The 22563-nt window shown below is 63.6% G+C and carries 21 protein-coding genes and 1 pseudogene; 11 read left to right on the forward strand and 11 right to left on the reverse strand.

Annotated features, from left to right (window positions below; genetic code table 11):
• Positions 1-6 precede the first annotated feature (6 nt).
• The 3 genes from yfcF to L0U83_RS20205 form a co-directional block, all read right to left on the reverse strand.
• Positions 7-639, reverse strand: a complete 633-nt coding sequence (gene yfcF, locus L0U83_RS20195) for a glutathione transferase (RefSeq protein WP_233885735.1) — start codon at positions 637-639, stop codon at positions 7-9.
• 59 nt (positions 640-698) lie between these two features.
• Entirely contained in the window at positions 699-1253 is a 555-nt protein-coding gene (locus tag L0U83_RS20200) for a hypothetical protein (protein ID WP_233885736.1), read from the reverse strand.
• Between the two features lie 144 nt (positions 1254-1397).
• Positions 1398-3032, reverse strand: coding sequence for a methyl-accepting chemotaxis protein (locus L0U83_RS20205; protein ID WP_233885737.1), 1635 nt, complete (start codon positions 3030-3032; stop codon positions 1398-1400).
• Between the two features lie 562 nt (positions 3033-3594).
• On the opposite strand from L0U83_RS20205, the pseudogene L0U83_RS20210 reads away from it, so the two are divergent.
• A pseudogene (locus L0U83_RS20210) lies at positions 3595-4413 on the forward strand (alpha/beta fold hydrolase).
• A 65-nt stretch (positions 4414-4478) separates the two neighbouring features.
• Here the strand turns inward: L0U83_RS20210 and catA are convergent.
• From catA to L0U83_RS20235, 5 genes are all read right to left on the reverse strand, one after another.
• Positions 4479-5414: a catechol 1,2-dioxygenase gene (gene catA / locus L0U83_RS20215; RefSeq protein ID WP_233885739.1), complete on the reverse strand. Its 936-nt coding sequence runs from the start codon at positions 5412-5414 to the stop codon at positions 4479-4481.
• Between the two features lie 62 nt (positions 5415-5476).
• On the reverse strand, positions 5477-5767 hold the full coding sequence (gene catC, locus L0U83_RS20220; protein ID WP_233885741.1) for a muconolactone Delta-isomerase: 291 nt from the start codon (positions 5765-5767) through the stop codon (positions 5477-5479).
• A 41-nt stretch (positions 5768-5808) separates the two neighbouring features.
• A complete protein-coding gene (locus L0U83_RS20225; RefSeq protein WP_233885743.1) occupies positions 5809-6945 on the reverse strand; it encodes a muconate/chloromuconate family cycloisomerase in 1137 nt (378 codons plus the stop codon).
• A gap of 108 nt (positions 6946-7053) precedes the next feature.
• Positions 7054-8058, reverse strand: coding sequence for a 3-hydroxybutyryl-CoA dehydrogenase (locus L0U83_RS20230; protein WP_233885744.1), 1005 nt, complete (start codon positions 8056-8058; stop codon positions 7054-7056).
• On the reverse strand, positions 8055-9158 hold the full coding sequence (locus L0U83_RS20235; RefSeq protein WP_233885745.1) for an NAD/NADP-dependent octopine/nopaline dehydrogenase family protein: 1104 nt from the start codon (positions 9156-9158) through the stop codon (positions 8055-8057). Before L0U83_RS20235 ends, L0U83_RS20230 begins: the two co-directional genes overlap by 4 nt.
• A gap of 210 nt (positions 9159-9368) precedes the next feature.
• Between L0U83_RS20235 and L0U83_RS20240 the strand changes: the two genes are divergently transcribed.
• Together L0U83_RS20240 and L0U83_RS20245 are read left to right on the forward strand one after the other, a co-directional pair.
• The gene (locus tag L0U83_RS20240; RefSeq protein WP_233885746.1) at positions 9369-10346 is read left to right on the forward strand and encodes an AraC-like ligand-binding domain-containing protein; all 978 of its coding nucleotides are present in this window, start codon (positions 9369-9371) and stop codon (positions 10344-10346) included.
• An 11-nt stretch (positions 10347-10357) separates the two neighbouring features.
• Positions 10358-11383: a LysR family transcriptional regulator gene (locus L0U83_RS20245; RefSeq protein ID WP_233885747.1), complete on the forward strand. Its 1026-nt coding sequence runs from the start codon at positions 10358-10360 to the stop codon at positions 11381-11383.
• A 15-nt stretch (positions 11384-11398) separates the two neighbouring features.
• Here L0U83_RS20245 and L0U83_RS20250 read toward each other — a convergent pair whose 3' ends face one another.
• Complete coding sequence (locus L0U83_RS20250; protein ID WP_233885748.1) at positions 11399-12493, reverse strand: porin; 1095 nt, start codon at positions 12491-12493, stop codon at positions 11399-11401.
• Positions 12494-12804: 311 nt separating this feature from the next.
• Here L0U83_RS20250 and L0U83_RS20255 point away from each other — a divergent pair, with 311 nt between their 5' ends.
• Complete coding sequence (locus tag L0U83_RS20255; RefSeq protein WP_233885749.1) at positions 12805-14229, forward strand: spinster family MFS transporter; 1425 nt, start codon at positions 12805-12807, stop codon at positions 14227-14229.
• Between the two features lie 182 nt (positions 14230-14411).
• A complete protein-coding gene (locus L0U83_RS20260) occupies positions 14412-15383 on the forward strand; it encodes a PDR/VanB family oxidoreductase (RefSeq protein ID WP_233885750.1) in 972 nt (323 codons plus the stop codon).
• A 12-nt stretch (positions 15384-15395) separates the two neighbouring features.
• On the opposite strand, the gene L0U83_RS20265 is transcribed toward L0U83_RS20260, so the two are convergent.
• A complete protein-coding gene (locus L0U83_RS20265) occupies positions 15396-16322 on the reverse strand; it encodes a LysR family transcriptional regulator (RefSeq protein WP_233885751.1) in 927 nt (308 codons plus the stop codon).
• Between the two features lie 153 nt (positions 16323-16475).
• Here L0U83_RS20265 and L0U83_RS20270 point away from each other — a divergent pair, with 153 nt between their 5' ends.
• From L0U83_RS20270 to L0U83_RS20280, 3 genes are read left to right on the forward strand one after another with little or no spacing between them, the layout of a single operon-like run.
• On the forward strand, positions 16476-17753 hold the full coding sequence (locus L0U83_RS20270) for an aromatic ring-hydroxylating oxygenase subunit alpha (protein ID WP_233885752.1): 1278 nt from the start codon (positions 16476-16478) through the stop codon (positions 17751-17753).
• Positions 17750-18250 carry an aromatic-ring-hydroxylating dioxygenase subunit beta gene (locus tag L0U83_RS20275; RefSeq protein WP_233885753.1) on the forward strand — a complete coding sequence of 167 codons (501 nt, stop codon included), beginning with the start codon at positions 17750-17752 and terminating at the stop codon, positions 18248-18250. The genes L0U83_RS20270 and L0U83_RS20275 overlap by 4 nt, the downstream gene beginning before the upstream one ends.
• A 49-nt stretch (positions 18251-18299) precedes the next feature.
• A complete protein-coding gene (locus tag L0U83_RS20280; protein WP_233885754.1) occupies positions 18300-18686 on the forward strand; it encodes a 2-hydroxymuconate tautomerase family protein in 387 nt (128 codons plus the stop codon).
• Here L0U83_RS20280 and L0U83_RS20285 read toward each other — a convergent pair.
• The gene (locus tag L0U83_RS20285; RefSeq protein WP_233885755.1) at positions 18683-20158 is read right to left on the reverse strand and encodes an ATP-binding protein; all 1476 of its coding nucleotides are present in this window, start codon (positions 20156-20158) and stop codon (positions 18683-18685) included. The two genes, L0U83_RS20280 and L0U83_RS20285, sit on opposite strands and share 4 nt — an antisense overlap.
• Before the next feature lie 248 nt (positions 20159-20406).
• On the opposite strand from L0U83_RS20285, the gene L0U83_RS20290 reads away from it, so the two are divergent.
• The 3 genes from L0U83_RS20290 to L0U83_RS20300 are packed head-to-tail and all read left to right on the forward strand — an operon-like array spanning position 20407 to position 22553.
• Complete coding sequence (locus L0U83_RS20290) at positions 20407-21603, forward strand: acyl-CoA dehydrogenase family protein (RefSeq protein ID WP_233885756.1); 1197 nt, start codon at positions 20407-20409, stop codon at positions 21601-21603.
• A 34-nt stretch (positions 21604-21637) separates the two neighbouring features.
• Positions 21638-22024, forward strand: coding sequence for a hypothetical protein (locus L0U83_RS20295; protein ID WP_233885757.1), 387 nt, complete (start codon positions 21638-21640; stop codon positions 22022-22024).
• A gap of 4 nt (positions 22025-22028) precedes the next feature.
• Positions 22029-22553 (forward strand): nuclear transport factor 2 family protein, encoded by a 525-nt coding sequence (locus L0U83_RS20300; RefSeq protein ID WP_233885758.1) that lies wholly within the window; start codon positions 22029-22031, stop codon positions 22551-22553.
• Positions 22554-22563 lie beyond the last annotated feature (10 nt).

Raw genomic sequence — 22563 nt, forward strand, 5'->3', positions numbered from 1 at the left:
CACGCCTTAGAGCGGCGGCCTCTCGAGCCTGAGCCAGCGCTGAACCGAAGACCGCTGCCACTGATAGAGGGCGTACTGTGCCAGCCGTTGCGGCACCGGGTCGCCGTTCAGAACCAGCCGGTTCAGCATCAACGCAAGGTCCACGTCAGCGATCGACCATTCGCCGAAAAGGTGCTTCTCCCCTTGCGCGAGCAGCGCTTCGGCCATCGCGAAGAGCTTGTCTGCGGCGCAAAGCGCCGCGCCGGTGAGCGGCGTCGCGCTCGGGCCGTAAAACACCACCTCGGTCGAGCGCTCCTGGCGGATTGGCATGAGATCGCTGCGCAGCCACGCCTGAACCTGGCGCGCGCGGGCGCGCAGTTGCCGATCCGAAGGATAGAGCGCAACGCCGGGAAACACTTCGTCCAGATACTCCGTGATCGCCGAGGATTCCGAGAGCGCGAAGCCGTCGTGGATCAAGGTCGGCACGCGCTGCGTGAGCGACTTCGCCGCGAAATCCGGCTTCTGGTTCTCGCTTTTCCCGAGATCGACCGTTAAAAGCTCGAACGCAAGCGCCTTCTCGTGCAGCGCGACGAAGACGGACATCGCATAAGGACTGGCGTATTGGGCGTCGGCGTAGAGATGGAGAGTTGGGTTTGTCACAGTCGGCTCCGTAGTTGGCGCCGACGATGGTAGCAAGCGCGGCCGCCGTCGTGCATGACTCACGCTGTGGTCGAAACGAGCCCCGTAGTCTTGCCATTGGCGACCATCAACTGCGCCAGCGAACTCTGCGCGCTCTCCAGTTGCGACGCGATCTGGCTGACCTGACTCGTGTCGGAGCTTTGCGACGCCGAACTCAACGCGCTTTGCGCGCTTTCGATCTGCGCCTTGATCTGGCTGATCTCTCCCGAGTTCGAGCCTTGCGCCGCCGCGCTGGCAGTCTGCGACGTCACCTGCGCGAGCTGCGCCTGGAGCGACGCGATCAGGGCATTCAATTCATCGAGTTCGCTCGATGAAGAGCTGCTGGAGGACGCCGCGCCGCCTCCACCACCGACCCCGCCCGCCCGCGACGTTGCCGAAGTGCCTGGCGTCGAAGTCGACGAGGTGCCGCTGCTGGACGTGCTCGTCGACGAACCCGTCGTGCTGTCGCCGTTCGAATTCGACGATGCCGTGCCCGAGGAAGCGCCGGTGCCCGGATTCCCGGCATTCGAAGCGGAGCCGCCGGTCGTGCCGCTGCCGTAGGCGGTCGCAGCCGCGCTAATGGGTTGAATCTGCATGAAATCTTGCTGGCCGTAAGTTAAGACGCTACGAGTCGCCGAATAACGCCGTACTCGTGTCTTATCGGCAAGCGTGAAGGGTTCTTTAGCCCTCGCATGCGCCGGACATGACGCGGCGCGCGTCAAGCCCGGTAGCCGCAGCGGTCACGCAAGCTTCAACGCCGCAGATCCGACAGCCGCTCGACCTGCCGTCATGGTGGGCGATATGCTCGCCGATCCGACGTCTCCAACCCTGAAGACGGCGACTGCTTCACGAAGCACCTGCGCCTGTTGGGCCATCGACTGTGCCGCAGCCGATGCTTCTTCGACCAGGGCGGCGTTCTGCTGGGTGACCTCGTCCATCTGGCAGACAGCCTGGTTGATCTGCTCGATGCCGGTGCTTTGCGCTTCGGATGCAGACGAGATTTCGTTCATGATGTCGGTCACGCTCTTCACCGACTGAACAATTTCGCCGATCGTGCCACCCGCCTCTTCAACGAGCCGCGAGCCAGCATCGACGCGCGCAACCGATTCGCCAATGAGCTCCTTGATCTCCTTGGCGGCCGTGGCGCTGCGCTGGGCAAGCGTGCGAACCTCGCCCGCCACTACTGCGAATCCACGTCCCTGATCGCCGGCGCGAGCTGCCTCGACAGCGGCGTTCAGGGCGAGGATGTTCGTCTGAAAGGCGATACCTTCGATCACGCCTATGATCTCCGCGACTCTGCTCGAGCTGTCCGAAATACCGCGCATGGTCTCGACCACACGACCCACGACCTGGCCGCCACGTTGCGCTACTCCCGACGCACTGACTGCGAGAGCGGTCGCCCGCTTCGCACTGTCCGCGTTGTGGCGGACCGTGCTGGTCAACTCCTGCATGCTCGATGCGGTTTCCTCGAGGGACGCAGCCTGTTCTTCTGTGCGCTGCGACAGACTGGAGTTGCCTTGCGCGATTTCGCCCGCGGCAACAGAAATCGACTCGCTGGACGCCTTGATACCCTGCACGATGGAGGTCAACTGGTCTTTCATGGCCCCCAACGAGAACATCAGGCTCGAACGATCCCCGCGCTTCAACGGAACCCCGACGCGTAGATTGCCGCCCGCAATCTGGCTGGCGAGCATCGCTGCATCCCGCGGCTCGCCACCAAGCTGTCTCCCCACTCCACGCGCGATGAGCAGCGCCACACCAAGCGCCACGATTGCGGCCGCGGTGATAAATCCGATCACGAGCACGATGGTCCGCGAGTATGCGTCGCTCGCTGCCTGACCTTCACGTGCAGCCCCCGCCACATTGATCTCCACGATCGTCTTCATGTCCTTTTCGAGGGCATCGCGCACAGTAGACGACTTGCCCGTCAGCAGGTCCAGCGCTTGCGCCGCCTTGCCATCTTTGACCAGTGCTCGCATCTGACGATCAATGTCGAGATATTGCTGCATCAGCACCTGGATTTCAGCAAAGGCAGCCCTCTCCTGCGGCTCAGTGATGAGCTTTTCATAGTCTGCGGCAGCCCCGCGGTAGTCTGCCATGCCGGCATCGATCCGGGCTTCAGCGTCCTGGATCGCCGCCGGATTCTGGCTGCTGGTCGCGCGGTATTCATTGATTCGTGCCTGGCGCAGCCCGGCCAGCATCTGCTGGCTGCTGCGCACACTTGGCAACCAGTTATCGCGAAACTCAGCAACGTGGACATTTTCACCGCTCACCTCGAACAGGCAGAAGACACCGAGCCCAACCATCAGAACGATGACAGCAGCAAACCCCGCTACGAGCTGGGTGACCACCTTCAGACCCTTAAGAGACAGCATGACCAGACCCTTTCATTGTCGACTTCGTTATAAGCATCGACTGCGCAGCGATAAAGCGCGGCGCACTTGACTGACGCGATGTCTACCTGAGCTAACGTCAAACTTTACAGGTTCTTAAGGTTCGGAATAGCCCTAGATAGATGTATTGTCCACTTTATAGTCGTTGCCACATCGCCACTGATTTCACCACCACGTTCGCGGCCTACACGCCAATTTTCCCAACCATTTCGTTCGTTCTGTGCTGAATTTCTGGCGACACACCCGAATCTCCGACCGATCCGTTTATTTCGACACCAAGTCACCCGGTTGCATTGATGATTTCGTAGATTTTTTCATGAATAGTTGCCATGTAACTCAATTCGAGATGACTCGCCCGAGTGGGCGACAGCGAATGGTTACGTCCGCCTGAGGGACAGTCGGGGAAGGTTGCTTTGCACCGGCATCGAGCGGCTGTCCGTTCACGCCGCCCGGCGTGCCTCCAGATACTGACTCGGCGTCTCCCCGAGCACGCGACGTGTGCCGCCCCGGATGGAGACCACATCCCATTCACATCGGAATTGATATGCCCAGTACGTTTCATCGCGCGGGGGATGGCCCTCACCCCGTTCTGGTTCTACACGGCTGGTTCGGTGATGCGCACTCATTCGAACCGATTGAACCCTGGCTGTCTCGCCAGGCGTTCAGTTACGTGTTCATGGACTATCGCGGCTACGGAGGCATGCGGGAGACGCGCGGCGCGTACACGATCAACGAGATCGCCTCCGATGCGCTGGCGCTGGCCGACGCTCTCGGATTTCACGCCTTTAGCCTGATCGGTCATTCGATGGGTGGCATGGCGATCGAGCGGATTGCGACACTTACCCCCGATCGGGTACGTGCACTGGTTGCCGTTGCACCGGTTCCCTGCGGCGGGATTACGTACGATAGCGCGACGCGGCGCTTACTCGAAGATGCCGCCGAGTACGTGGACAATCGTAGAACCATCATCGATCGCAGCACCGGCGGACGGTTGCCCTCTTCCAGGGTCGAATGAAAAGTGGCGTATTCGGCAACGCACTCCTCTCGGGAAGCGTTCGCTGCGTACTTCCATGCATGGGCCGATACAGATTTCAGCGAAGAGATTACCGGACGACATCCGGTGAAGGTGTTGGTGGGCGAACACGATCCAACATTCAACGCCGGGTTGATGGCCAAAACCCACCTTCGCCGATATCCCCAAGCCACTGTTGAGATTTTGCAGAACGCCGGCCATTACCCGATGAACGAGACGCCGCTCGCCCTTGCCACGGCCATCGAATCCGTCCTTACCGATACAGCCGCGGCAGCGAATGTGTCGCTCTCGTCCGATACTCAATCGATCAGGAGAATCGGCCCTCAATGAAGCGCCGCTTCTCGCTGCGTCATTTCAATGAAGCGGCGGCAATGACGTGCCGCCGCCCTCGACGGTTACGCCGTGGCTTCGGCGCGCAGGCGATAGACGAGTTGGTTGTCCTTACCCTGCAGCAGCGGCGTGAGCGTGAAGTTGAACTCGATGTCCTTGTACGTGTCGGCTTTCAGGCCGAGCGCCGCACCACCGGTCTTTTCGATCACGGGCGGAATCAGTTCCTCGCGCGTTGCGTAGGCGAAGTCATCCCAAATGAGCGGATCGCCTTCGATATTGAACTGCGTGGTGAGCTTGCGGCTGTTATCCGACGAGACGAAGAAGTGCACGTGCGCCGGACGGTTGCCATGGCGGCCGAGCCCGTTCAACAGCTGCTGGGTCGAACCGTGCGGCGGACAGCCGTAGCCCACCGGCATGAGCGTGCGGAATTCGTACTTGCCGTCCGCGCCGGTCTTGACCGCGCCGCGCAGGTTGAAGTCGTCCTGCGCGCCGGTCGGGTCGAAGTGCGAATAGAATCCCTTCGAATTCGCGTGCCAGCATTCGACTACGGCGCCCGCGAGCGGCTTGCCGTCGAGATCCGTGACGGTGCCGTGAATGACGAGCGGACCTGCGTCGGCGTCAGGGTTGATGTCGATTCGCGAAACGCCTTCGCGCACCGGTGCGCCCGCAACGTACAACGGCCCTTCGATCGTGCGCGGCGTGCCGCCTTCGAGACCCACCGCCTTGTCTGCGGCGTCCATGCGGACGTCGAGATACTTTTCGAGGCCAAGGCCCGCAGCCAGCAGCGCGGCTTCGCCGTCCTGGCCGAGCTTGTTCAGATAGTTCACGCCGGCCCAGACTTCATCGGGCGTGATGTCGAGATCGTCGATGGCCTTGAACAGGTCGCCCAGCAGCCGATGGACGATCTGCTGGAAACGCGCGTTGCCGCTGCCGCCATTGAGATTCGCAGCGGCCTTCAGCAGGTCCTGCACTTCCTTCGTTTCGAATACTTTTGCGCTCATGGTATTTGTCTCCTGGTGCTTGCTGGTACTTTCTGGTGCTTGCTGGTATTGGTGAAATCAGCTCAGGCGTCGTTGTCCCTGATGGAGGACGGATGGCGACACAGCGGCGTGACCGCTATCTTCATGTACGGGAAAAGCGGCAACGCAGTCAGAATGTCGTGCAACTCTGCATTGCTCTCTACATCGAAGATGCTGTAGTTGGCGTACTCGCCCACCAGTCGCCAGATATGGCGCCACTTTCCGCTGCGCTGCAGCTCCTGCGAATACTCCTTTTCGCGCGCCTTGATTTCATTGGCGACGTTGGCGGGCATGTCGGCCGGGATGTTCACATCCATGCGTACGTGGAAAAGCATCGTCAAATTCCGTTTGTCAGGTGTCCGGATTACTTCGCGGATTACTTCGTCACTTTCATCAGGCCGTCGCGGGTGAAGCGCTTGACCTTCGCTTCGTCCAGCTCGATGCCCAGGCCCGGGCCGTTCGGCACCGTCAGCTCGAAGTCGCTGTAGTCGAGCGGCGTGGTCAGAATCTCTTCGGTGATCAGCAGGGGGCCGAACAGTTCGGTGCCCCATTGCAGGTTGGCGAAGCTTGCAAACAGGTGCGCCGAGGCCACCGTGCTGAACGCGCCTTCGAGCATCGTGCCGCCGTACAGCTCGATACCCGCGGCGTCCGCAATCGTCGCCACGCGCTGTGCGGCGAACAGTCCACCGCTTTGTTCGATCTTGATGGCGAACACATCGGCGCCCTCGTTCTTCGCGATCTCGAACGCGCTTTCCGGCCCCTGCAGGATCTCGTCGGCCATCAACGCCACCGGGAAGCGGCGCATGAGGCGCGCAAGCGCTGCGGGCGAGGCGACGGGCTGTTCGACCAGTTCGCAGCCGGCTTCCGCCAGCGCCGGAATCGCCCACGCCGCCTGCGTTTCACTCCAGGCCATGTTGACGTCCACGCGCACGGCAGCACGCTCGCCCATCGCCTTCTTGATTTCAGCGACGTGCCTGATGTCGGTCTTGAGTTCCTTCGCGCCGATCTTCAGCTTGAAGATCTTGTGGCGGCGCGCTTCGAGCATGGCCTCGGCTTCGGCGATGTCCTTTGCGGTATCGCCCGAAGCCAGCGTCCAGGCAACCGGCAGACGCTCGCGGCGGCGCCCGCCCAGCAACTCGCTCACCGGCACGCCAAGGCGCTTGCCCTGCGCGTCGAGCAGCGCGGTTTCCAGCGCGCACTTGGCGAAGTGATTGACCTTCACCAGCTTGCCCAGATGCGCCATGAGCGCCTGGATGCGCGTGGCGTCCTGGCCGATCATCGCGGGGGCGAAGTAGGCGTCGATCGCCAGCTTCATCGCTTCCGGGCTTTCGGGGCCGTACGCCATGCCGGCAATGGTGGTGCCTTCGCCGATGCCGGTCACGCCATCGCTGCAGTACACCTTTACCAGCATCAGGGTTTGCCCGTACATCGTGGCGACGGACAGCTTGTGAGGGCGAATCGTCGGCAGATCTATCAGCCGGGTTTCGATACGTTCGATCGTCGCGGAAATCATTAGGATGTCGTATTAACTACCCGTGGGAATTCAGACCAGAAGTTAAAGACCGACGCCACATCTGTCAAATCAATCATATATGGCGAGTATCATCCACGGCATGGATTTTCATGGCGCGATTGCCGAGTTATAGTGCGGCGCAAGCCCGAGATGCTCGAGCAATCGCCCAAACTCGCCGAGCCGGCGCTTCACGTACTCGGGCACTTCAACATCCGTGTAGTCGTAGAAGCCCTTACCGTCGCGGATGCCGTCGAGCCCTTCTTTCATATGCCGCGTGACGATGGCGGCCGGTTCGAAGCGCTGACCGATCTCCTTCGCGAGGTAATGCGACGCGTAATAAAGTATGTCGCAGCCGCCCCAGTCGATGAATTCGAGCAGCCCGAGGATCGAAAAGCGCAGGCCAAAGCCCGTACGCACGGCCATGTCGATGTCGTGGGCGCTGGCCACGCCCTCTTCCACCATGCGCGCCGCCTCGTTCATGACGAGCGCCTGGAGGCGCGGCACGATATAGCCGGCAGACGGCGCACATTCCACAGGCACCTTGCCCACGCGCCGCAACAGGTCCTTTATCCGCGCGACGACCGCGTCGTCCGTGAGGCTGCTTCGGCTGATCTCGACGAGCGGCATCAGGTGCGCGGGATTGAGCCAGTGAGCGTTGACGAGCCGCTGCGGTTGCGTGACCACCTTTTGCAGATCGGTGACGAGAAACGTCGACGTCGTAGATGCGATCGTTGCCGCATGATCGACATGCGCGCAGAGCCATGCGAACGCTGCTTCCTTAGCGGCCATCACTTCGGGTACCGCCTCGAACACGACCTCGCAGCCAGCAAGCGTGGCCTCGGCGCCAGCGCGATCGAGCACTTCGACACGCGCGAGCGCTTCATCGGCCCCGCTTGCGTCGAGGCGTCCGGACTCCACCAGCGTCAGCAATTGCCGTGCGATTTCGCCGCGCGCGGCCGCCGCGAATGCGGCGCGCGCCTGCGCATCGCGCTCCTTGAAATCGATGAGCGTCACGTGCAATCCGGCGAATGCGAACGCGAGCGCGATGCCCTGCCCCATGCGTCCCGCGCCGAGCACGTGGACGCGCTTCACGTCGACCGCGCTGTGCGTCATGCGAGCCCCCGTGCCAGCAGGTCGCGCATCGCTTCGCGCGAAAGCGAGGCCAGCCCGAGGTTTTCGAGCGTGCGCCCCTCGCTGTACAGGTCTCGTCCCGAAACCGCGCTCGCTATGCTCAGCAGTCCTTGGGCGACGGGTGTCGGCACCCCGGCCCAGCGGCCCACCGAAACGATGAACGAGAGGCCGAGCCGCGTGTCTTCCAGCATGTAGCGGTGCGCCTTCAGGTCGATGTGCTCGCGCCAGTCGCCGCTGTCCGTGAGCTTGCCGTGCGCGCCGCGCCCATACATCCATTCGTCGCCCTCGCTCGCATAGTGGTCGGCGAGCGGAAAATGCGGCGCGCCGTATCCCAGCGCTTCGCGCACCGCCATGCGCTCGGCGTCGAGCGCATTCGTCACGCGGCGAATCGACGGCTGCGTGCCTTCGTTGTGAATATCCCATGCCTCGAAATGCTCGAGCGGCCCCGCGTTCATCATGATGAGCGGCGGGTGGATCACGGGCCCCGCGTTCATCAGCGCACCGCTCAGCGCGTTTTCGATCGGCTCGACGCTCGGATAGCCCTCCTTGAGCACGGGGAACGCCCATTCGGCTGCGTTGGCGGGGAACACGCCGGTCGGCAGGCGCGTGGCGTAGGCGCTGATGACCACATCGTTTTCGCCGTGGCGCCGTACGAGATACGGCAGCGTGCCCGTTTCCGCGAATGCCACGCGCGCGCGGTTGCCCGCGTCGTGCATCGCCTTCGCGAACACGTAGCTGCCGAACGTGCCCGGCGGCAGAAAGACCACCTGATCGTCGGCCAGGTGAGGCGCGAGCTGGCTTGCCAGCGATTCATGCGTGGTGGACGGCAGCGGGATCACGATGAGCCGCGCCTCGCGCACCGCGCTGCCGAGATCGTCGGCAAGGCGTACCGCGCCGCGCGCCTCGCCAACCGGCACCCGCCGCTTGCCGCGCCAGTCCTTCACGTTCAGTTCGCCCAGCTCGCGCAAACGCGCGCATGCAACCGTATCGCGGCGCCACCACGTCACGTCGTGGCCCTTTTCGAGCATGTCGATTGCCGCCGCAAAGCACCCGTGCCCGCCACCCAGTACGCTAACCTTCATGTCCTGCCTCCTTGTGCAATCGCTTGCTTCATTGGTTAGTGTCGAGATTAAAGGGGCGGCTCGCGCGCTGCGCGTCAACACGCGCAAACGCTATTCAACTCCGGCAACGGATTCGCGCGGCGTATGCGGGTGAATCCGTTCTTGCGCAGACTTATTGACCATCGGATCATAGGCGCAGAGGCTCTGCCGTCACTTCGAGGCCATTGAACGATGGAAATAGCGATTCCCCGCACACACAGCAACCGGCTCGGCGCCTCGCGCGCGCGCGAGGATGTCGAACGCGAAGTGGCGAAGCTGCTTTGCGAGCACCGCATGGAGGTGTCGGGCCGCGAACCGTTGAACGCGGAGCTGTATGGCGTCGCGATGCATCGCGCGAGCCTGCTCGAATTGTGCTACGGCCGCGAGACGCATATCGACGCGGGCGAACTCGACCATCATTACCTCTTTCGCGCGACGCTTGCGGGCCACTGCGAGCTGGAATCGGGCAACGAGCGTGCATCGCTCTCGGCGGGCAGCCTCACTGTGTCGTCGCCGTCACGCAAAAGCCGCATCAGCACCGACACCGCATACCGCAGCCTGCTGCTGTGCGTCGATCGCGCTGCGCTCGAAATCAAGCTCGCCGAAATGCTGCAAAGCTCGCTGCGACGTCCGCTCGTGTTCGAACTGGACGTTAGCCGCACGCACAGCGGAGCCGCCGTGTTTCATTCCACGCTGCGGTATTTGTGCACCTTGTGCGAGCAGATCGAGCCGAGCGCGCGCGACAGCCTGCTCGGTCCGGAACTCACGCAGTGGCTCGCCACACTGTTGCTCATGCAACTACCCCATTCGTACAGCGAAACGCTTGCGCGCGGCACGAAGCCGCCGCTGCCCGCGCACGTCAAACGCGCACGCGACTATATTGAGGCGCATCTCGGCGAAACGCTTTCCATCGCGACGCTCGCCCAGGTGGCGGGCGTGTCGCCGCGTACGCTGCAAAATGGCTTCAGCCAGTTTTTGGACCAGTCGCCCGCCGACTATATCCGTGAGCGGCGTATCGAAGCGGTGCATCGCGCGCTGAAAGCCGATCCCGAGCGCAGCGTGACCGACGTGCTGCTCGAGCACGGCGTGCACAGCTTCGGCCACTTCGCGAAGGCGTATGCGCGGCGCTACGGCTATCCGCCTTCCGCAACCGCGAAGCGCGGCCGGTGAAGCGCACGCCCATGCCGAACCCCAGTGACTTCATTGCGCCCCCGGGCGACGAGCCCATCGACGCACTGCGCGTGCAGGATCTCGACCTGAACCTGCTCAAGACCTTCAATGCAGTCTACGCGGAGAAGCATGTCGGGCGCGCGGCGCTGCGCCTCGGTATCACGCAGCCCTCCGTGAGCCATGCGCTCGGCCGGCTGCGGCTCCTGTTTCATGATGCTCTCTTCGTGCGCACGGGCGGCGGCGTCGAACCCACGCCGCGCGCGCAGCGTCTCGCAGCCTCAATCGACCGCGCGCTCGCCATCCTCCAGGCCGTGCTCGACGAGGGCGCCCAGTTCTCGCCCGCCACGTCGCGCCGCACCTTTCGGCTGCACATGAGCGATTTCGCGGAGACTGCGTTTCTGCCCACCTTGATGCGTGAACTCGACGAGCGCGCGCCCGGCGTCGTGATCGAGACGCTGCATATCGAGGAAAGCCAGTTCAACGTGGCGGTGGAATCGGGCCGCATCGACTTTGCAATGGGCCACTTTCCCCATGCATTCACGCATTTTCATCGCAGCGAACTGCTGCAGGAGCGCTACGTCCTGATGATGGCGCGCCGCGTGGCCGAGCGTTGCGGACTCGACGAGCATTTCGTGCTCGATACGACCGTGCCGCCAGCGTTGCAGTTCATCTCGGTGAGTTCGCACCCGCAGTCGATGGCGCTGCTCGAACAACACGGGCTCACTTCGCGCGTCCGGGTAGCCGTGCCGAACTTCATGGTCGTGCCCGCCATACTCTATCGCTGCGACTACGCGCTCATCCTGCCGCGAACCGTTGCGCGCGCATTCGCTCCGCTCGGCGAAATGGCCGCGTTCGAGATCGCCAATGCGTCGACGTGGCCCGTCAACGCATACTGGCATCGACGCTTCGACGCCGATCCGGGCCACCGCTGGCTGCGCGCGCTATTGATGGAGCTATTCCGCATCGGCACGCGCGAGCCGTACGACAGCTGGCTCGCGATTCCGCCCAGCCTGCGGCCGCCCGCCCTCAACGCATGAAGGCGGGCGGCTCGTTTAGAACGACGTGAGAATGCCCGCCACGATCGAGCTTGCGGTCGCGCCCGGCTTGCCCACCGGCACCGCGCCGCCGCCCGCGCCGTTGATCGAGAACGCGGCATGCTCGCCGTTGTGGACCATCGCCGCGCCGGTGTAGAGCACGGTGCGCTTCGAGAGTGGATAGTCGAGGCGCAGGCCATATGAATCGGCATTGCCTTCGCTGTCCGCGATCTTGTGATAGTGACCGTAGCTCACGAGCAGCGACGCGCGGCCAATCGGCACCGTCGCGTTCAATTCGAAAAAGTCGTTGTGCGGGTTCGAATACGCGCTCGCCACCGCCGTCGTCACGTCGGGGCCGCCACGGTGCCGCAAATAGATGAACGCGGGCTTCACAAAGCCGAAATCGTACGAGATCGCGCCGAGCGCGTAGTTGCCGGTGCCGGTGGGACTCGTTGGCGAAAGCGTCGCGGCCGTTGCCGTGCTGAACTTCTGCTGCATGTAATCGACGTCGATCGAAAGCGGCCCGTTCGCGTAGTTGATTCCGGCGCCATAGGTGTCGCCGAGTGTCGAAGGCACGTTGCTCGCGCCATTCGCGCCGCGCGAAGCCGTGGCACGCAGTAGCAGCCCGCCAAAGCGTGGTGACGTATAGCGCAGCGTATTGCTCGTGCGCAGGAACCAGGGCTGGACGAAGTTGTTCGACGCGTTGCCCCATGCGAGACCCGCGCCATATCCAGGCAAACTGTAGGTCACGAACGATGTATGGAGAATCGTATACGTCTCGCCGGCCTGCAGGCCGCCAAAAGGTCCGGTTAGCCCGACCCACGCTTCGCGGCCAAACAGGGAGCCGTTGCCGCTGATCGCGCCCGTCGCCGAATTGAAGCCGTTTTCGAGCTTGAAGATCGTGGCATAGCCGCCGCCGAGATCCTCGACGCCCTTCAAGCCCCATTGCGTCGCGAAGAGATTGCCCGTGCCCATGCGCACCACGTGGTTCGGCCCGAAGTTCGCATATTCGATCGACGTGTCGATACGGCCGTAAAGCGTGAGGCTCGATTGCGCGAGCGCGGGCACCGCCGCCATGCCCACGATTGAAATACTCCACTTCCAGTTGGTCATTGTTGTCGTCCCGCGAGTCGTGAGGAATCGGGGCGAGTCTAGAAAGGCCAATATCCGGCGTCGATCAAGCGGGCCATATATCACTTATAGATCTCGTTCATGAACGCGGCGGCACACGGAAAGTACAGCCTCCAGCCCCCGTCAGTACGCGATTTCCCGGGGACGCCCCTGGTGATTTCTTTAGAACGCTCAGTAGTTGCGAGCAGGCGCCTGGGAAATTTGCGCCTATATCTGCGAAATTTGTTTGCGTACGCTGGTCCACCAGAGTGCATGCACCTGAGACCACACGACCGACACATCGGAGATACGCCATGACCCCCACCCCCGCCAGCGCGCCAGCCAGCGCAAAAAGCGCCAGACGCTACACCTATGAGTGGTACGTAGTGCTGATCTGCATGCTTGCCTATGTCTTTTCCTTCGTCGACCGCCAGGTGCTGGCGCTCATGATCGAGCCGATCAAGCGCGACCTGCACCTCACGGATACGCAGTTCAGCCTCGTGCACGGCTTCGCGTTCTCGCTCTTCTATGCCGTGATGGGCATTCCTCTCGCGTATCTCGCCGACCGCTTCGCGCGGCCTCGCATCATCGCGACCGGCATCGCACTCTGGAGCGTCGCCACGGCGGCTTGCGGCATCAGCCAGAACTTTCTGCACATGTTTCTCGCGCGCATGAGCGTGGGCGTGGGCGAAGCTTCGCTCTCGCCGGGCACCTACTCCATGCTCGCCGACTACTTCCCCAAGGAGAAACTCGGCCGTGCGGCTGGTGTCTATTCGCTGGGCTCGTTCATTGGCGGCGGCATTGCATTTTTGATTGGCGGCTATGTGATCGCGCTGCTCAAGCAGGCTTCGATGGTCACGCTCCCTGTCGTCGGTGCGGTGCATGGCTGGCAGGTCACGTTCTTTCTGGTGGGACTGCCCGGCCTTCTCGTGGGCCTCGTCTTCATCCTCACGGTGCGCGACCCGCAGCGCAAGGGGCTCGTGCAGGACGCGAGCGGCAATGCGCGGCGTGTTTCGCTCGCCGATTCCGCGCGCTTCATCCGTTCGCATGGCAAAACGTTTTTTTGCCACTACGTCGGCTTCTCGTTTTACGCGATGACGCTGTTCTGCCTCATGAGCTGGACCCCGGCGTTCTATATCCGCCGCTTCGGCATGTCGCCGGTGGAGGCGGGCTATACGCTCGGCACGATCCTGCTCGTGGCCAACACGACCGGCGTGTTCTGCGGCGGCTGGCTCAACGACTGGCTGCTGCGCCGCGGCCGCAGCGACGGCCCCATGCTTGCGGGCTGTATCGGCGCGGCGGCAATGGCGCTGCCCGCCGCCGCCTTTACGCAGGTGAACAGCCTTGGCGGCTCGCTCACGCTGCTCGTGATCGCGATGTTCTTCGCCTCGTTCCCGATGCCGACTTCGACCGCCGCAATGCAAACGCTCGCGCCGAACCAGATGCGCGCGCAGATCTCCGCCGTGTTCCTGCTCGTGTCGAACCTGATCGGCCTTGGCATTGGCACGACGCTCGTCGCGTTGTTGACCGACAAGGTGTTCGGTTCACCGCTTGCAGTCGGGCAATCGATGTCGATCGTGAGCCTCGTCGCGGCGCTGCTCGCGACCGTGCTGCTGGGCTTCGGCTGCCGGCAGTTCCGCCTGAGCCTCGCGCGCGAGGACGCGCACGGGCAGAGCGGAGACGCTGGCATTGACGCGCAAGGCGCGACGGCCGCGACGCTAAGCGCCACGCGCGCCTGAGATGAATATGCGTCTCCCGCACCAGTATTATCAATGGCATTGATGCGGGAGGCCATTTTTTATCGATTTGCCCGATCGACCGGGCGGCCGTATGCTCGGTTCAACCCCTCGCGCATCGCGCGCGAATGTTTCATTCAGTCCAGCATCCAGAAACTACCGTTATTTCAGCGATCGGCCTCATCATGCAAGCCACTTCATTCAAGGTTCGCGTCGACGCCTTGTGCGACGAAGCACAGGGCATTCGCTCGTTCAGCATTTCGCGCCTCGACGGCAAGCCGTTCGACGCGTACGAACCGGGCGCGCATATCGACGTCACGGCACCGTCCGGCATCACGCGCCAGTACTCGCTCTGTGGCGACCCGGATCAGCGCGACATACAGCTCTTCGCCGTGAAGCGCGAGAGTGCATCGCGCGGCGGCTCCAGTTCGTTGCACGACGACGTGGCAGTCGGTAGCGAGCTAGCGGTCGGCGCGCCGCGCAACCTGTTCCAGCTTGCGCCCGGTGCGCAGCGGCACGTGCTGATTGGCGCGGGCATCGGCATCACGCCGCTTTTGTCGATGGCGTATCGCCTCATCAAGCAGAATGCGCCCTTTGAATTGCACTACTTCGCGCGCAGTGCGGAACACGCAGCGTTCCTGCCGCTGCTCGCACGCGCGCCATTTGCGCCCTACGTGAAGCTGCATTATGGCGTGGAGCCCGAGGCGCTGGACGGCGCACTCGCGTGGTGCCTCGCCACGGCCGAGACGGGCACGCACGTTTATACGTGCGGGCCTTCCGCGTTCATGGAGCGCGTGGTCGCGGTGGCCGAACAGCGCTTGCCCGACGACGCGATCCATCTCGAACGTTTCGCGGCAGAGCCTGCGGCGCCCGCGAGCGATGCAGCGCTCGATGCGTTCGACGTGCAGGTGGCCAGCACGGGACAAACCGTGCGCGTGGAAAAGAACACGTCGATAGTCGATGCGCTCGCAACCATTGGCATCGAGGTCGACACATCGTGCGGGGAAGGCGTATGCGGCACTTGCATGATCGACGTCGTGACGGGCGAGCCCGAACATCGCGACCACTGTCTGAGCAAGGCCGAGCGCGCGAGCAACAAGGTCATCTGTTGCTGCATTTCGCGCTCACGCTCGCCGGTTCTCGTGCTCGATCTCTGAGCACCGCTGTGTTCAGCGCTTCTCCTTGTCGAAGCGCTGCATGATGCCCTGAATCAACTCGCGCATCCACGCAATGCCTTCGTCGTCGTGAAAGTGCTCATGCCAGTGCATGGTCACGGCCGCGACCGGCATGGTCACGGGCAGCATGTAGATCTGGAAGCGTCCGTCCGCGTTGAAGATGTGCGCGAGACGGCGCGGCAGCGTCGCGTACAGGTCGGTCACGGCGAGCACGCCTGGCAGCGCGACGAAGTGCGGCAATTCCAGCGCGATATTTCTGCCCACGCCCTGCGAGCGCAGCGCGTCGTCCAGCGCGTGATGGCTGTGCTCGACGGACCTCACCTGCACATGCGAGGCCTCGACGAATTGCGCGAGGCTCAGCGTCTCGCCGCGCGGCAAGCCGCGCCTGCGGCGCGTCATACACACGTAGGTCTCTTCGAACAGCAACTGATGGCGCGTTCGCGACATCAGCTCGGGCAAATTGCCGATCGCGAAGTCGAGGCGGCTCGAGCGCAGCGCATCCTCGATCTCTTCCACGGGCCGCGGCTCGACACACACCTTGATCTTCGGCGCTTCGCGATGAACCGCCTCGCAAATCGACGGCAGATAGGCCATTTCCCCCGCATCCGAAAGCGAGAGCCTGAACGTGCGCGTGCTCACCGCCGGATCGAAGCGCTCGGCATAGCGCAGCGCCTCGCGCACGGTGTCGAGCGCGCGGCCGACGATCGAAGCCAGCTCCAGCGCGATGGGCGTGGGCTGCATGCCCGCGCGCGTGCGGATGAAGAGCGGATCGTCGAACAGCGAGCGCAGGCGCGAGAGCGAATAACTGATGGCGGGCTGCGAGAGCGCGAGCCGCTCGCCTGCCTTCGTGAGGCTGCGCTCCTCGACGATGGCCTGAAAGACCCGCAGCAAGTTGAGATCGACGTTGTCGAGTGATGGCATGGTTTTATCAGCCGCGTTTATGTGAGGTTCAATTTTAGATCGATTTGACGCATGAAGCACCAGGCGCGAGACTTCAATCAACGCACAGGCGGCGAACGACCTGCGCTTTAACTTCCTCGCGAGACATCGCGATCACCCCGATACTCCGACATCATGAGCGATACCTGGCAGACCATCGACACGAGTACGCTGCGCGGCCGCGTAGAGACGGACCGCATCGCACCTTCGCTGTACTACGATCCGGCGCTGTTCGAAGCGGAACTCGAGCGCATTTTCTACAAGACGTGGATCTGGGTTGCGCACGAAAGCGAACTGCCCAACCCAGGCGACTTCCGCACCACGACCATCGGCCGGCAGCCGGTTATCGTCGTGCGCGACAAGACGGGCACGGTGAACGTGCTGCAAAACCGCTGCCGCCATCGCGGCGCGACCGTATGCGAAGAGCACAAGGGCAACGCCAAGGGCTTCACGTGCCCCTACCATAGCTGGTCGTACGCGCTCGATGGCACGCTGCGCGCGCTGCCCTATGGCGACGGCTACGAAGGCGTGTGCGAGAAAGGCGACCTGCCGCTCGAAAAGCTGCGCGTGGGCGTTTATCAGGGCCTCATCTTTGCGAGCTTCAATCAGGAGATCGAACCGCTTGAAGACTTCCTCGGCGGCGCGAAGCCCTGGATCGACCTCTTCATGAAGCAAGGCGCGGGATACCCCGTGAAGGCGAACGGCGAACACAAGTTCAAGTTCAAGGGCAACTGGAAGATCCAGCTCGAGAACACCACGGACCTCTATCACTTCCCGGTGGTGCACAAGTCGTGGATGAAGTCGATCGACGACGAAACGGCTGCGGCGATCACGAGCTTCATGACGAGCGATCAGGCCTTCTGCCGCTCGCTCGGCAACGGCCACAGCCTGGCCGTCCTCGTGCCCGAACTCGTCGACCTCGACCAGGACGATGGCGCGCCGCTGCCTGAGCGTTTCCAGGAGCTGGCCGCGCAACTGGCCGAGCGCCACACGCCCGAAGAAGTGCGCCGCATCGTGCGCTCGCTGATGGGCGTGGGCTTCAACCTGAACCTCTTCCCGAACCTCGCGCTCTCGATGGCGTTCTTCCGCGTGCTGCGCCCCATCTCTGCTGAGGAAACCGAAATTCGCCACGTGGCGCTCGCCATGGACGGCGGCCCCGAGGAAGCCAACCGCGTGCGCCTGCGCATTCACGAACACTTCCAGGGCCCGTTCGGCTTCGGCAGCCCGGACGACGCCGAAGCCTGGGAGCGCGTGCAGCGCGGCTCCCACGCCGGTCCCGGCACGCCGATTCTCGTGAACCGTGGCTTGAACCGCGAAACCACGGCACCGAACGGAGAAAAAACCGCACACGCCACCGACGAAACCGGCATGCGCGAAGCGTATGCGCAGTGGCGCGCCATGATGGAGGCATGATGGACGATCGAAACGTACTCAACTCGCAAGAGACTTTTACGCGCGCCGTGCAGTTCATCTGGCGCGAAGCAGAAATGCTGGACCGCCGCGAATACAGCGCCTGGCTCGAACTGTGGGACCCGAAGGGCCACTACGTCGTGCCGATCGATCCGAACACGACCGACTTCGCCGCCGCGCTGAACTACGCGTACGACGACCAGCACATGCGTGAGATGCGCGTGCAGCGCATGACGTCGGGCTATTCGGCATCGGCGAGCGATGCGGCGCGCACGGTGCGCACGGTTTCGCGCTTCACGCTCTCGAGCGATGCGGCCGATACCGTGGAAGTGAAGTCGGCGCAGATCATCGTGGCGTACAAACGCGGCGCGAACACGATCTTCGCAGCGGACCTCACGCACCGCATCAGCTTCGCGAGCGGCGAGCCGAAGCTTCTGCAAAAGGTGGTCCGCCTGATCGATTCGACCGAAGCGCTGAGCGCGATCGGATTCCTGCTCTAAAAACAGGGGCGCGCGGCTCGGCTTGCGCGCCCTTCTGCCATTCAACTCCATGCCTACACTCGAAGTCTATTTGCCCGCTGGCCACGCGGAAGCACGCAAGGCGCAGTTGATCGCGCGTCTGACCGATGCGACCGTCGAAGCGATCGGCGCGCCTGCCGAATCCGTGCGCATCTTGCTGAGCGAACTGGCTGACACGCACTACGGCATCGGCGGCAAGCGTGCCGCCGATGGTGCACCACCTTCGCTGCCAGTAATCGTAGCGATCCTGATTGCGGGGCGAACGCTCGAACAGAAAGCCGCGCTGATCGATGCGCTCGCAACGACCAGCGCCGAGGTGCTCGACTCTCCGCTCGATGCCACGCGCGTGATCATCAAGGACATCCCGAGCACCGACTTTGGCCTTGGCGGCAAAACAGCCCGTTCGCTCGGGCGCTAACCTGCGGAGATGAGCGGCAGCGCGAAGCAGCATTCGAGCCCGCCGCCCGGCGCGGGCTGCGCCCAGATCGCGCCTTGGTGCCGCGTGACGATGTTCTTGCACAGCGAGAGGCCGATGCCGTTGCCGCCCGCCTTCGACGACGAAAAGCCGTCGAAGAGGCGGCCATGCGCATCGGCGGGCACGCCTGGGCCGTTGTCGATCACGCTCACGAGCGCCCTGCCGTCTTTCTCCTCGCAAGCGAGCGTGAGATCGCGCCGGTCCGCATCGACATCGGCCAGCGCGTCGATCGCGTTGAACGCGAGATTGAGCACGACCTGCCCGATCAGCACGCGCTCGCACATCACGGGTAGCGCAGCCTTGGGCTGCACGATATGCATCCGCACGCACGCGTCTTGCGCGCGCAGTTCGATGAAGTAAGCGACCTCGCTGAGAATGTCGCGCAGGTCCGAGCGCGTTTCGGTCGGCTCGCGCTTCACGATGTATTCGCGCACGCTCTTGATGATGAGCGCGGCGTGCTCCGCCTGGCGGTCGGCGCTGCGCAGCCCCCAGATCGCATCTTCCACGGGCCCCGCCTGTTCGAGCCGCCTGATGGCGCCTTCAATAAAATTGCGCACCGCAGCGAGCGGCTGGCTCAGTTCATGCGCAATCGCCGTGGCCATTTCTCCCATTGCGTTGTAACGCCCCGCGTATTCGAGCATGCGCGCCTCGGTGCGGCGTGCTTCTTCGATACTCACCTCGTCCGAGATGTCACGGAAGTGGATCAACAGACCGTCGAGATCGTCTTCGATCACGAGCCGCCGGCAGGTAATGCGCAGCCAGCACGCGCTGCCGTCGCGGCGCGTCATGCGATAGCGCTGCGGCTCGGACGGCCCCTGCAGCGGCGCGTCGTCGAGTTGCTCGGCAAGTCGCTCGCGGTTGCGCTCGCTGCAGTAATCGAACACGGAACCCGGCGCTTGTTCAGCGGCGAGGCCGAGCACGCGGCGCCCGGAGTCGCTGATGAAGTCGACCGTGCCGTCGAGCGTGAGCACCGCCACGCCTTCGCTCAGATCCTGCATGAATTCGCGCAGCCGCGTTTCGTGGCGCCGCAATGCCTGGCGCATCGCCTCTTCCGCACTGATGTCGCGAAACTGCACCATCACGACCGCGCGCTCCTTGAGCGGCACATAAGTCGCAATCGCTTCCGAAAGCATGTCCTGCCCGGTGCGCGAGCGATAGCACCATTCGTAGCCTTGCGGCCCTTCGGTGATCGAGCGGTCCATCGCCGCCACGGCAATTTCGCGCGCGTATTTCGGCGCGGGGCGCGTCATGTCGTGCGCCTTTAGCGGCAGCAATTCTTCGACAGAAAAACCGAGCGCGATGCAAGCCGCGCGATTGGCCCAGACGATCGCCTTCGTGCTGGCGTCGTGCAGCAGCACGCACAGGGTCAAGGCGTCGAGCAGGCGGCGGAAATCGTCTTCGGTGGGGTACGTCATGATCGTGAACCGGATATGGCGGCACGCCCGCCTGGTGGTCCCCAAACGATAACATCCGGGCGCGGAGCGGGGAATCTGAAGATTTCTTTAGGCGCGCGGGGAACGCTACTTAAAAATGCGTGCGGCGTCCCAATTGATGACCCCTTTTTGCCTTTTTAGACTGAGTTCCAGACTGTGCGCACGCGTTCGCGCTGCGCCCGATACACATGGCCTTCAACCTTGCGGCTCAGGAACTCAGGAGAAACACCATGGCATTAGTTGCGACCGCCGTCGCCTCCCATAGCGACATCAATGCAGAGGCCTGCGCCACGCAGTCGGGCGGCCGCCTCTCGCTCGACGAGGTCATCGACGTCGTGGCCGCGCGCCGCGACGAATTCGACCGGCTTTCGCACGTCCCGCGCGACGTCATCGATCTCTTCAAGCGCGCAGGCATCTATCGCGCGGGCACGCCCAAGCGCTTTGGCGGCGACGCGCGCGCGCCAGGCGAATTTCTGGAGATGATCGAACGGATTGCTGTCGCCGACGGCTCCGCGGCATGGGTTGCGAGCTTCGGCTCGGCCAATGTCTACCTCGCCGCCCTGCCGCTCGAAACGCAGGCGCAAATCTACGCGAGCGGCCCCGACCAGGCCTTCGCGGGCGGCCTCTTTCCCGTGCAGAACGTACAGGCGGTCGAAGGCGGCTGGCGCGTGAACGGTACGTGGAAGTTCGCGAGCGGCTGCAAGGGCGCGGACTGGCTCGGCGTGGGCATCAGCACCGGCAACGGCGCGGGCAACGCCCCGAACAAGCCGCGCACGGCCGTGTTCCGCCCCGAGCAGGTTGAGATCATCGATAACTGGAACGTGGTCGGCATGCAGGGCACCGGCAGCCACGACCTGCGCGTGACCGACCAGATCGTCACCGACGACTGGACCTTCGTGCGCGGCGGGACGCCTTGCGTGGACGAGCCGCTCTATCGCTATCCGACCGTCGCTTACGCGGCCCAGGTGCTCGCGGTCGTCAACCTCGGTCTCGCGCGCGCGGCGCTCGACGTGGCGAACCATATGTCCGGCGGCCGCCGCACGACGACCGGCGCGCCGCAACTCGCGGACCGCGCTTACTACCGCATCGAGCTTGCGAAGGCCGAGGCACAACTGCGCTCGGCGCGCGCGTTCTTCTACGAGTCGACCGACAGCGTCTGGCAATCCATTCTCGCCGGCAACCCCGTGACGCCCGAGCAGGTCAGCCTGCTGCGCCTCACCGCAACGCACATCGCGCGCGAAGGCGCCGACGTGGTGAATCGCGCATACCGTCTTGGCGGCACGATGGCGATCTACAAGACGCACCCGTTGCAGCGTTTGCTGCGCGACGCAATGGTCGTGACGCAGCACGCGTTCCTCGGCGAAGGCAATTTCGACGGCGCGGGCGCCGTGTTCGTCGGCGTGCCGCCGATTCCGGGCTATCTGTAACCGTATCTATCACATATCACAAGGAATCGATCAAATGTCCGAAACTTCCAGCCCCCTTCCGCTGCGCGTCCTGTTCTGCTGCGGCGTGACGCAAAACTTCTTCGACCTGCCGCGCGAGAAGATCGGCGAAGTCTGGCAGGCGTACGGCAAGATGCTCGCCGCAGTCGAAGCGATGGAAGGCGTCAAGGTGCTCGGCATCATGGACGACGACCGCCTCGTGGTCGGCCAGGCCGGCGGCGCTCCGTGGACCTTCTACATCATGGCCGACGTTGCCGACTTCGATACGGCCGTGGCCGTTTGCAATCTTTATCGCACGACGCCGGTGGGCGAGTACAACCTGTGGCGCTACGGCAAGATCGAGGCGCGCGTGGGGCGTGCGCTCGCCGTGCCGCCCGCAGTGCCGCCCGCCGCGACCGCTTGATCCCATGGCGACGACCACTGACGCCGCACGCACGATTGCGGCGCTGGAAGCGCGCCTTGCCGCACTCGAAGGCGCTAGCGCCGCACGAAAAACCATGGCGCGCTACATGGCGCTGTGCGACGTGCCGAGCGGCGCGCTCGACGGCGAATCGCTCGCCAGCCTTTTCACGGCCGATGCGGTGTGGGAAGGCATCGGCCCGCAATATACGAGCAAGTTCGGCCGTATCGAAGGCCGCGAGGCCATCGTTGCGATGCTCGCGCGCTATCTGCCGCCGGCGCCGCACTTCGCGACCAACGTGCACTTTCTCACGTCCGAGAGCATCGAAATGGTGACGCCCGCGCGCGCGTCGGGACGCTGGATCATGCTGCAGGCTTCGGGCTACGTGGACGAGCGCGCGGAGTTGATCGGCGCGCGGCTCGAAGTGGACTTCGTGCCTGCGCCCGATGCTGCTACGTGGCTCATCGCGCACTTTCGCACCGAGCGGCTTTTCGACGCGCCATGGCGCGTGTCGCCGCGTCCGGCTGCCTGACCCCAAAAGG

Source organism: Paraburkholderia flagellata (assembly GCF_021390645.1).
GTDB classification, from domain to species: domain Bacteria; phylum Pseudomonadota; class Gammaproteobacteria; order Burkholderiales; family Burkholderiaceae; genus Paraburkholderia; species Paraburkholderia flagellata.

What these genes read in the sequence shown, in the direction of transcription:
- L0U83_RS20200 (WP_233885736.1), bottom strand. Translation starts at nt 1,253, where the DNA reads ATGCAGATTCAACCCATTAGCGCGGCTGCGACCGCCTACGGCAGCGGC.
- L0U83_RS20205 (WP_233885737.1), bottom strand. Translation starts at nt 3,032, where the DNA reads ATGCTGTCTCTTAAGGGTCTGAAGGTGGTCACCCAGCTCGTAGCGGGG.
- catA (WP_233885739.1), bottom strand. Translation starts at nt 5,414, where the DNA reads ATGAGCGCAAAAGTATTCGAAACGAAGGAAGTGCAGGACCTGCTGAAG.
- catC (WP_233885741.1), bottom strand. Translation starts at nt 5,767, where the DNA reads ATGCTTTTCCACGTACGCATGGATGTGAACATCCCGGCCGACATGCCC.
- L0U83_RS20225 (WP_233885743.1), bottom strand. Translation starts at nt 6,945, where the DNA reads ATGATTTCCGCGACGATCGAACGTATCGAAACCCGGCTGATAGATCTG.
- L0U83_RS20230 (WP_233885744.1), bottom strand. Translation starts at nt 8,058, where the DNA reads ATGACGCACAGCGCGGTCGACGTGAAGCGCGTCCACGTGCTCGGCGCG.
- L0U83_RS20235 (WP_233885745.1), bottom strand. Translation starts at nt 9,158, where the DNA reads ATGAAGGTTAGCGTACTGGGTGGCGGGCACGGGTGCTTTGCGGCGGCA.
- L0U83_RS20240 (WP_233885746.1), top strand. Translation starts at nt 9,369, where the DNA reads ATGGAAATAGCGATTCCCCGCACACACAGCAACCGGCTCGGCGCCTCG.
- L0U83_RS20245 (WP_233885747.1), top strand. Translation starts at nt 10,358, where the DNA reads ATGCCGAACCCCAGTGACTTCATTGCGCCCCCGGGCGACGAGCCCATC.
- L0U83_RS20250 (WP_233885748.1), bottom strand. Translation starts at nt 12,493, where the DNA reads ATGACCAACTGGAAGTGGAGTATTTCAATCGTGGGCATGGCGGCGGTG.
- L0U83_RS20255 (WP_233885749.1), top strand. Translation starts at nt 12,805, where the DNA reads ATGACCCCCACCCCCGCCAGCGCGCCAGCCAGCGCAAAAAGCGCCAGA.
- L0U83_RS20260 (WP_233885750.1), top strand. Translation starts at nt 14,412, where the DNA reads ATGCAAGCCACTTCATTCAAGGTTCGCGTCGACGCCTTGTGCGACGAA.
- L0U83_RS20265 (WP_233885751.1), bottom strand. Translation starts at nt 16,322, where the DNA reads ATGCCATCACTCGACAACGTCGATCTCAACTTGCTGCGGGTCTTTCAG.
- L0U83_RS20270 (WP_233885752.1), top strand. Translation starts at nt 16,476, where the DNA reads ATGAGCGATACCTGGCAGACCATCGACACGAGTACGCTGCGCGGCCGC.
- L0U83_RS20275 (WP_233885753.1), top strand. Translation starts at nt 17,750, where the DNA reads ATGATGGACGATCGAAACGTACTCAACTCGCAAGAGACTTTTACGCGC.
- L0U83_RS20280 (WP_233885754.1), top strand. Translation starts at nt 18,300, where the DNA reads ATGCCTACACTCGAAGTCTATTTGCCCGCTGGCCACGCGGAAGCACGC.
- L0U83_RS20285 (WP_233885755.1), bottom strand. Translation starts at nt 20,158, where the DNA reads ATGACGTACCCCACCGAAGACGATTTCCGCCGCCTGCTCGACGCCTTG.
- L0U83_RS20290 (WP_233885756.1), top strand. Translation starts at nt 20,407, where the DNA reads ATGGCATTAGTTGCGACCGCCGTCGCCTCCCATAGCGACATCAATGCA.
- L0U83_RS20295 (WP_233885757.1), top strand. Translation starts at nt 21,638, where the DNA reads ATGTCCGAAACTTCCAGCCCCCTTCCGCTGCGCGTCCTGTTCTGCTGC.
- L0U83_RS20300 (WP_233885758.1), top strand. Translation starts at nt 22,029, where the DNA reads ATGGCGACGACCACTGACGCCGCACGCACGATTGCGGCGCTGGAAGCG.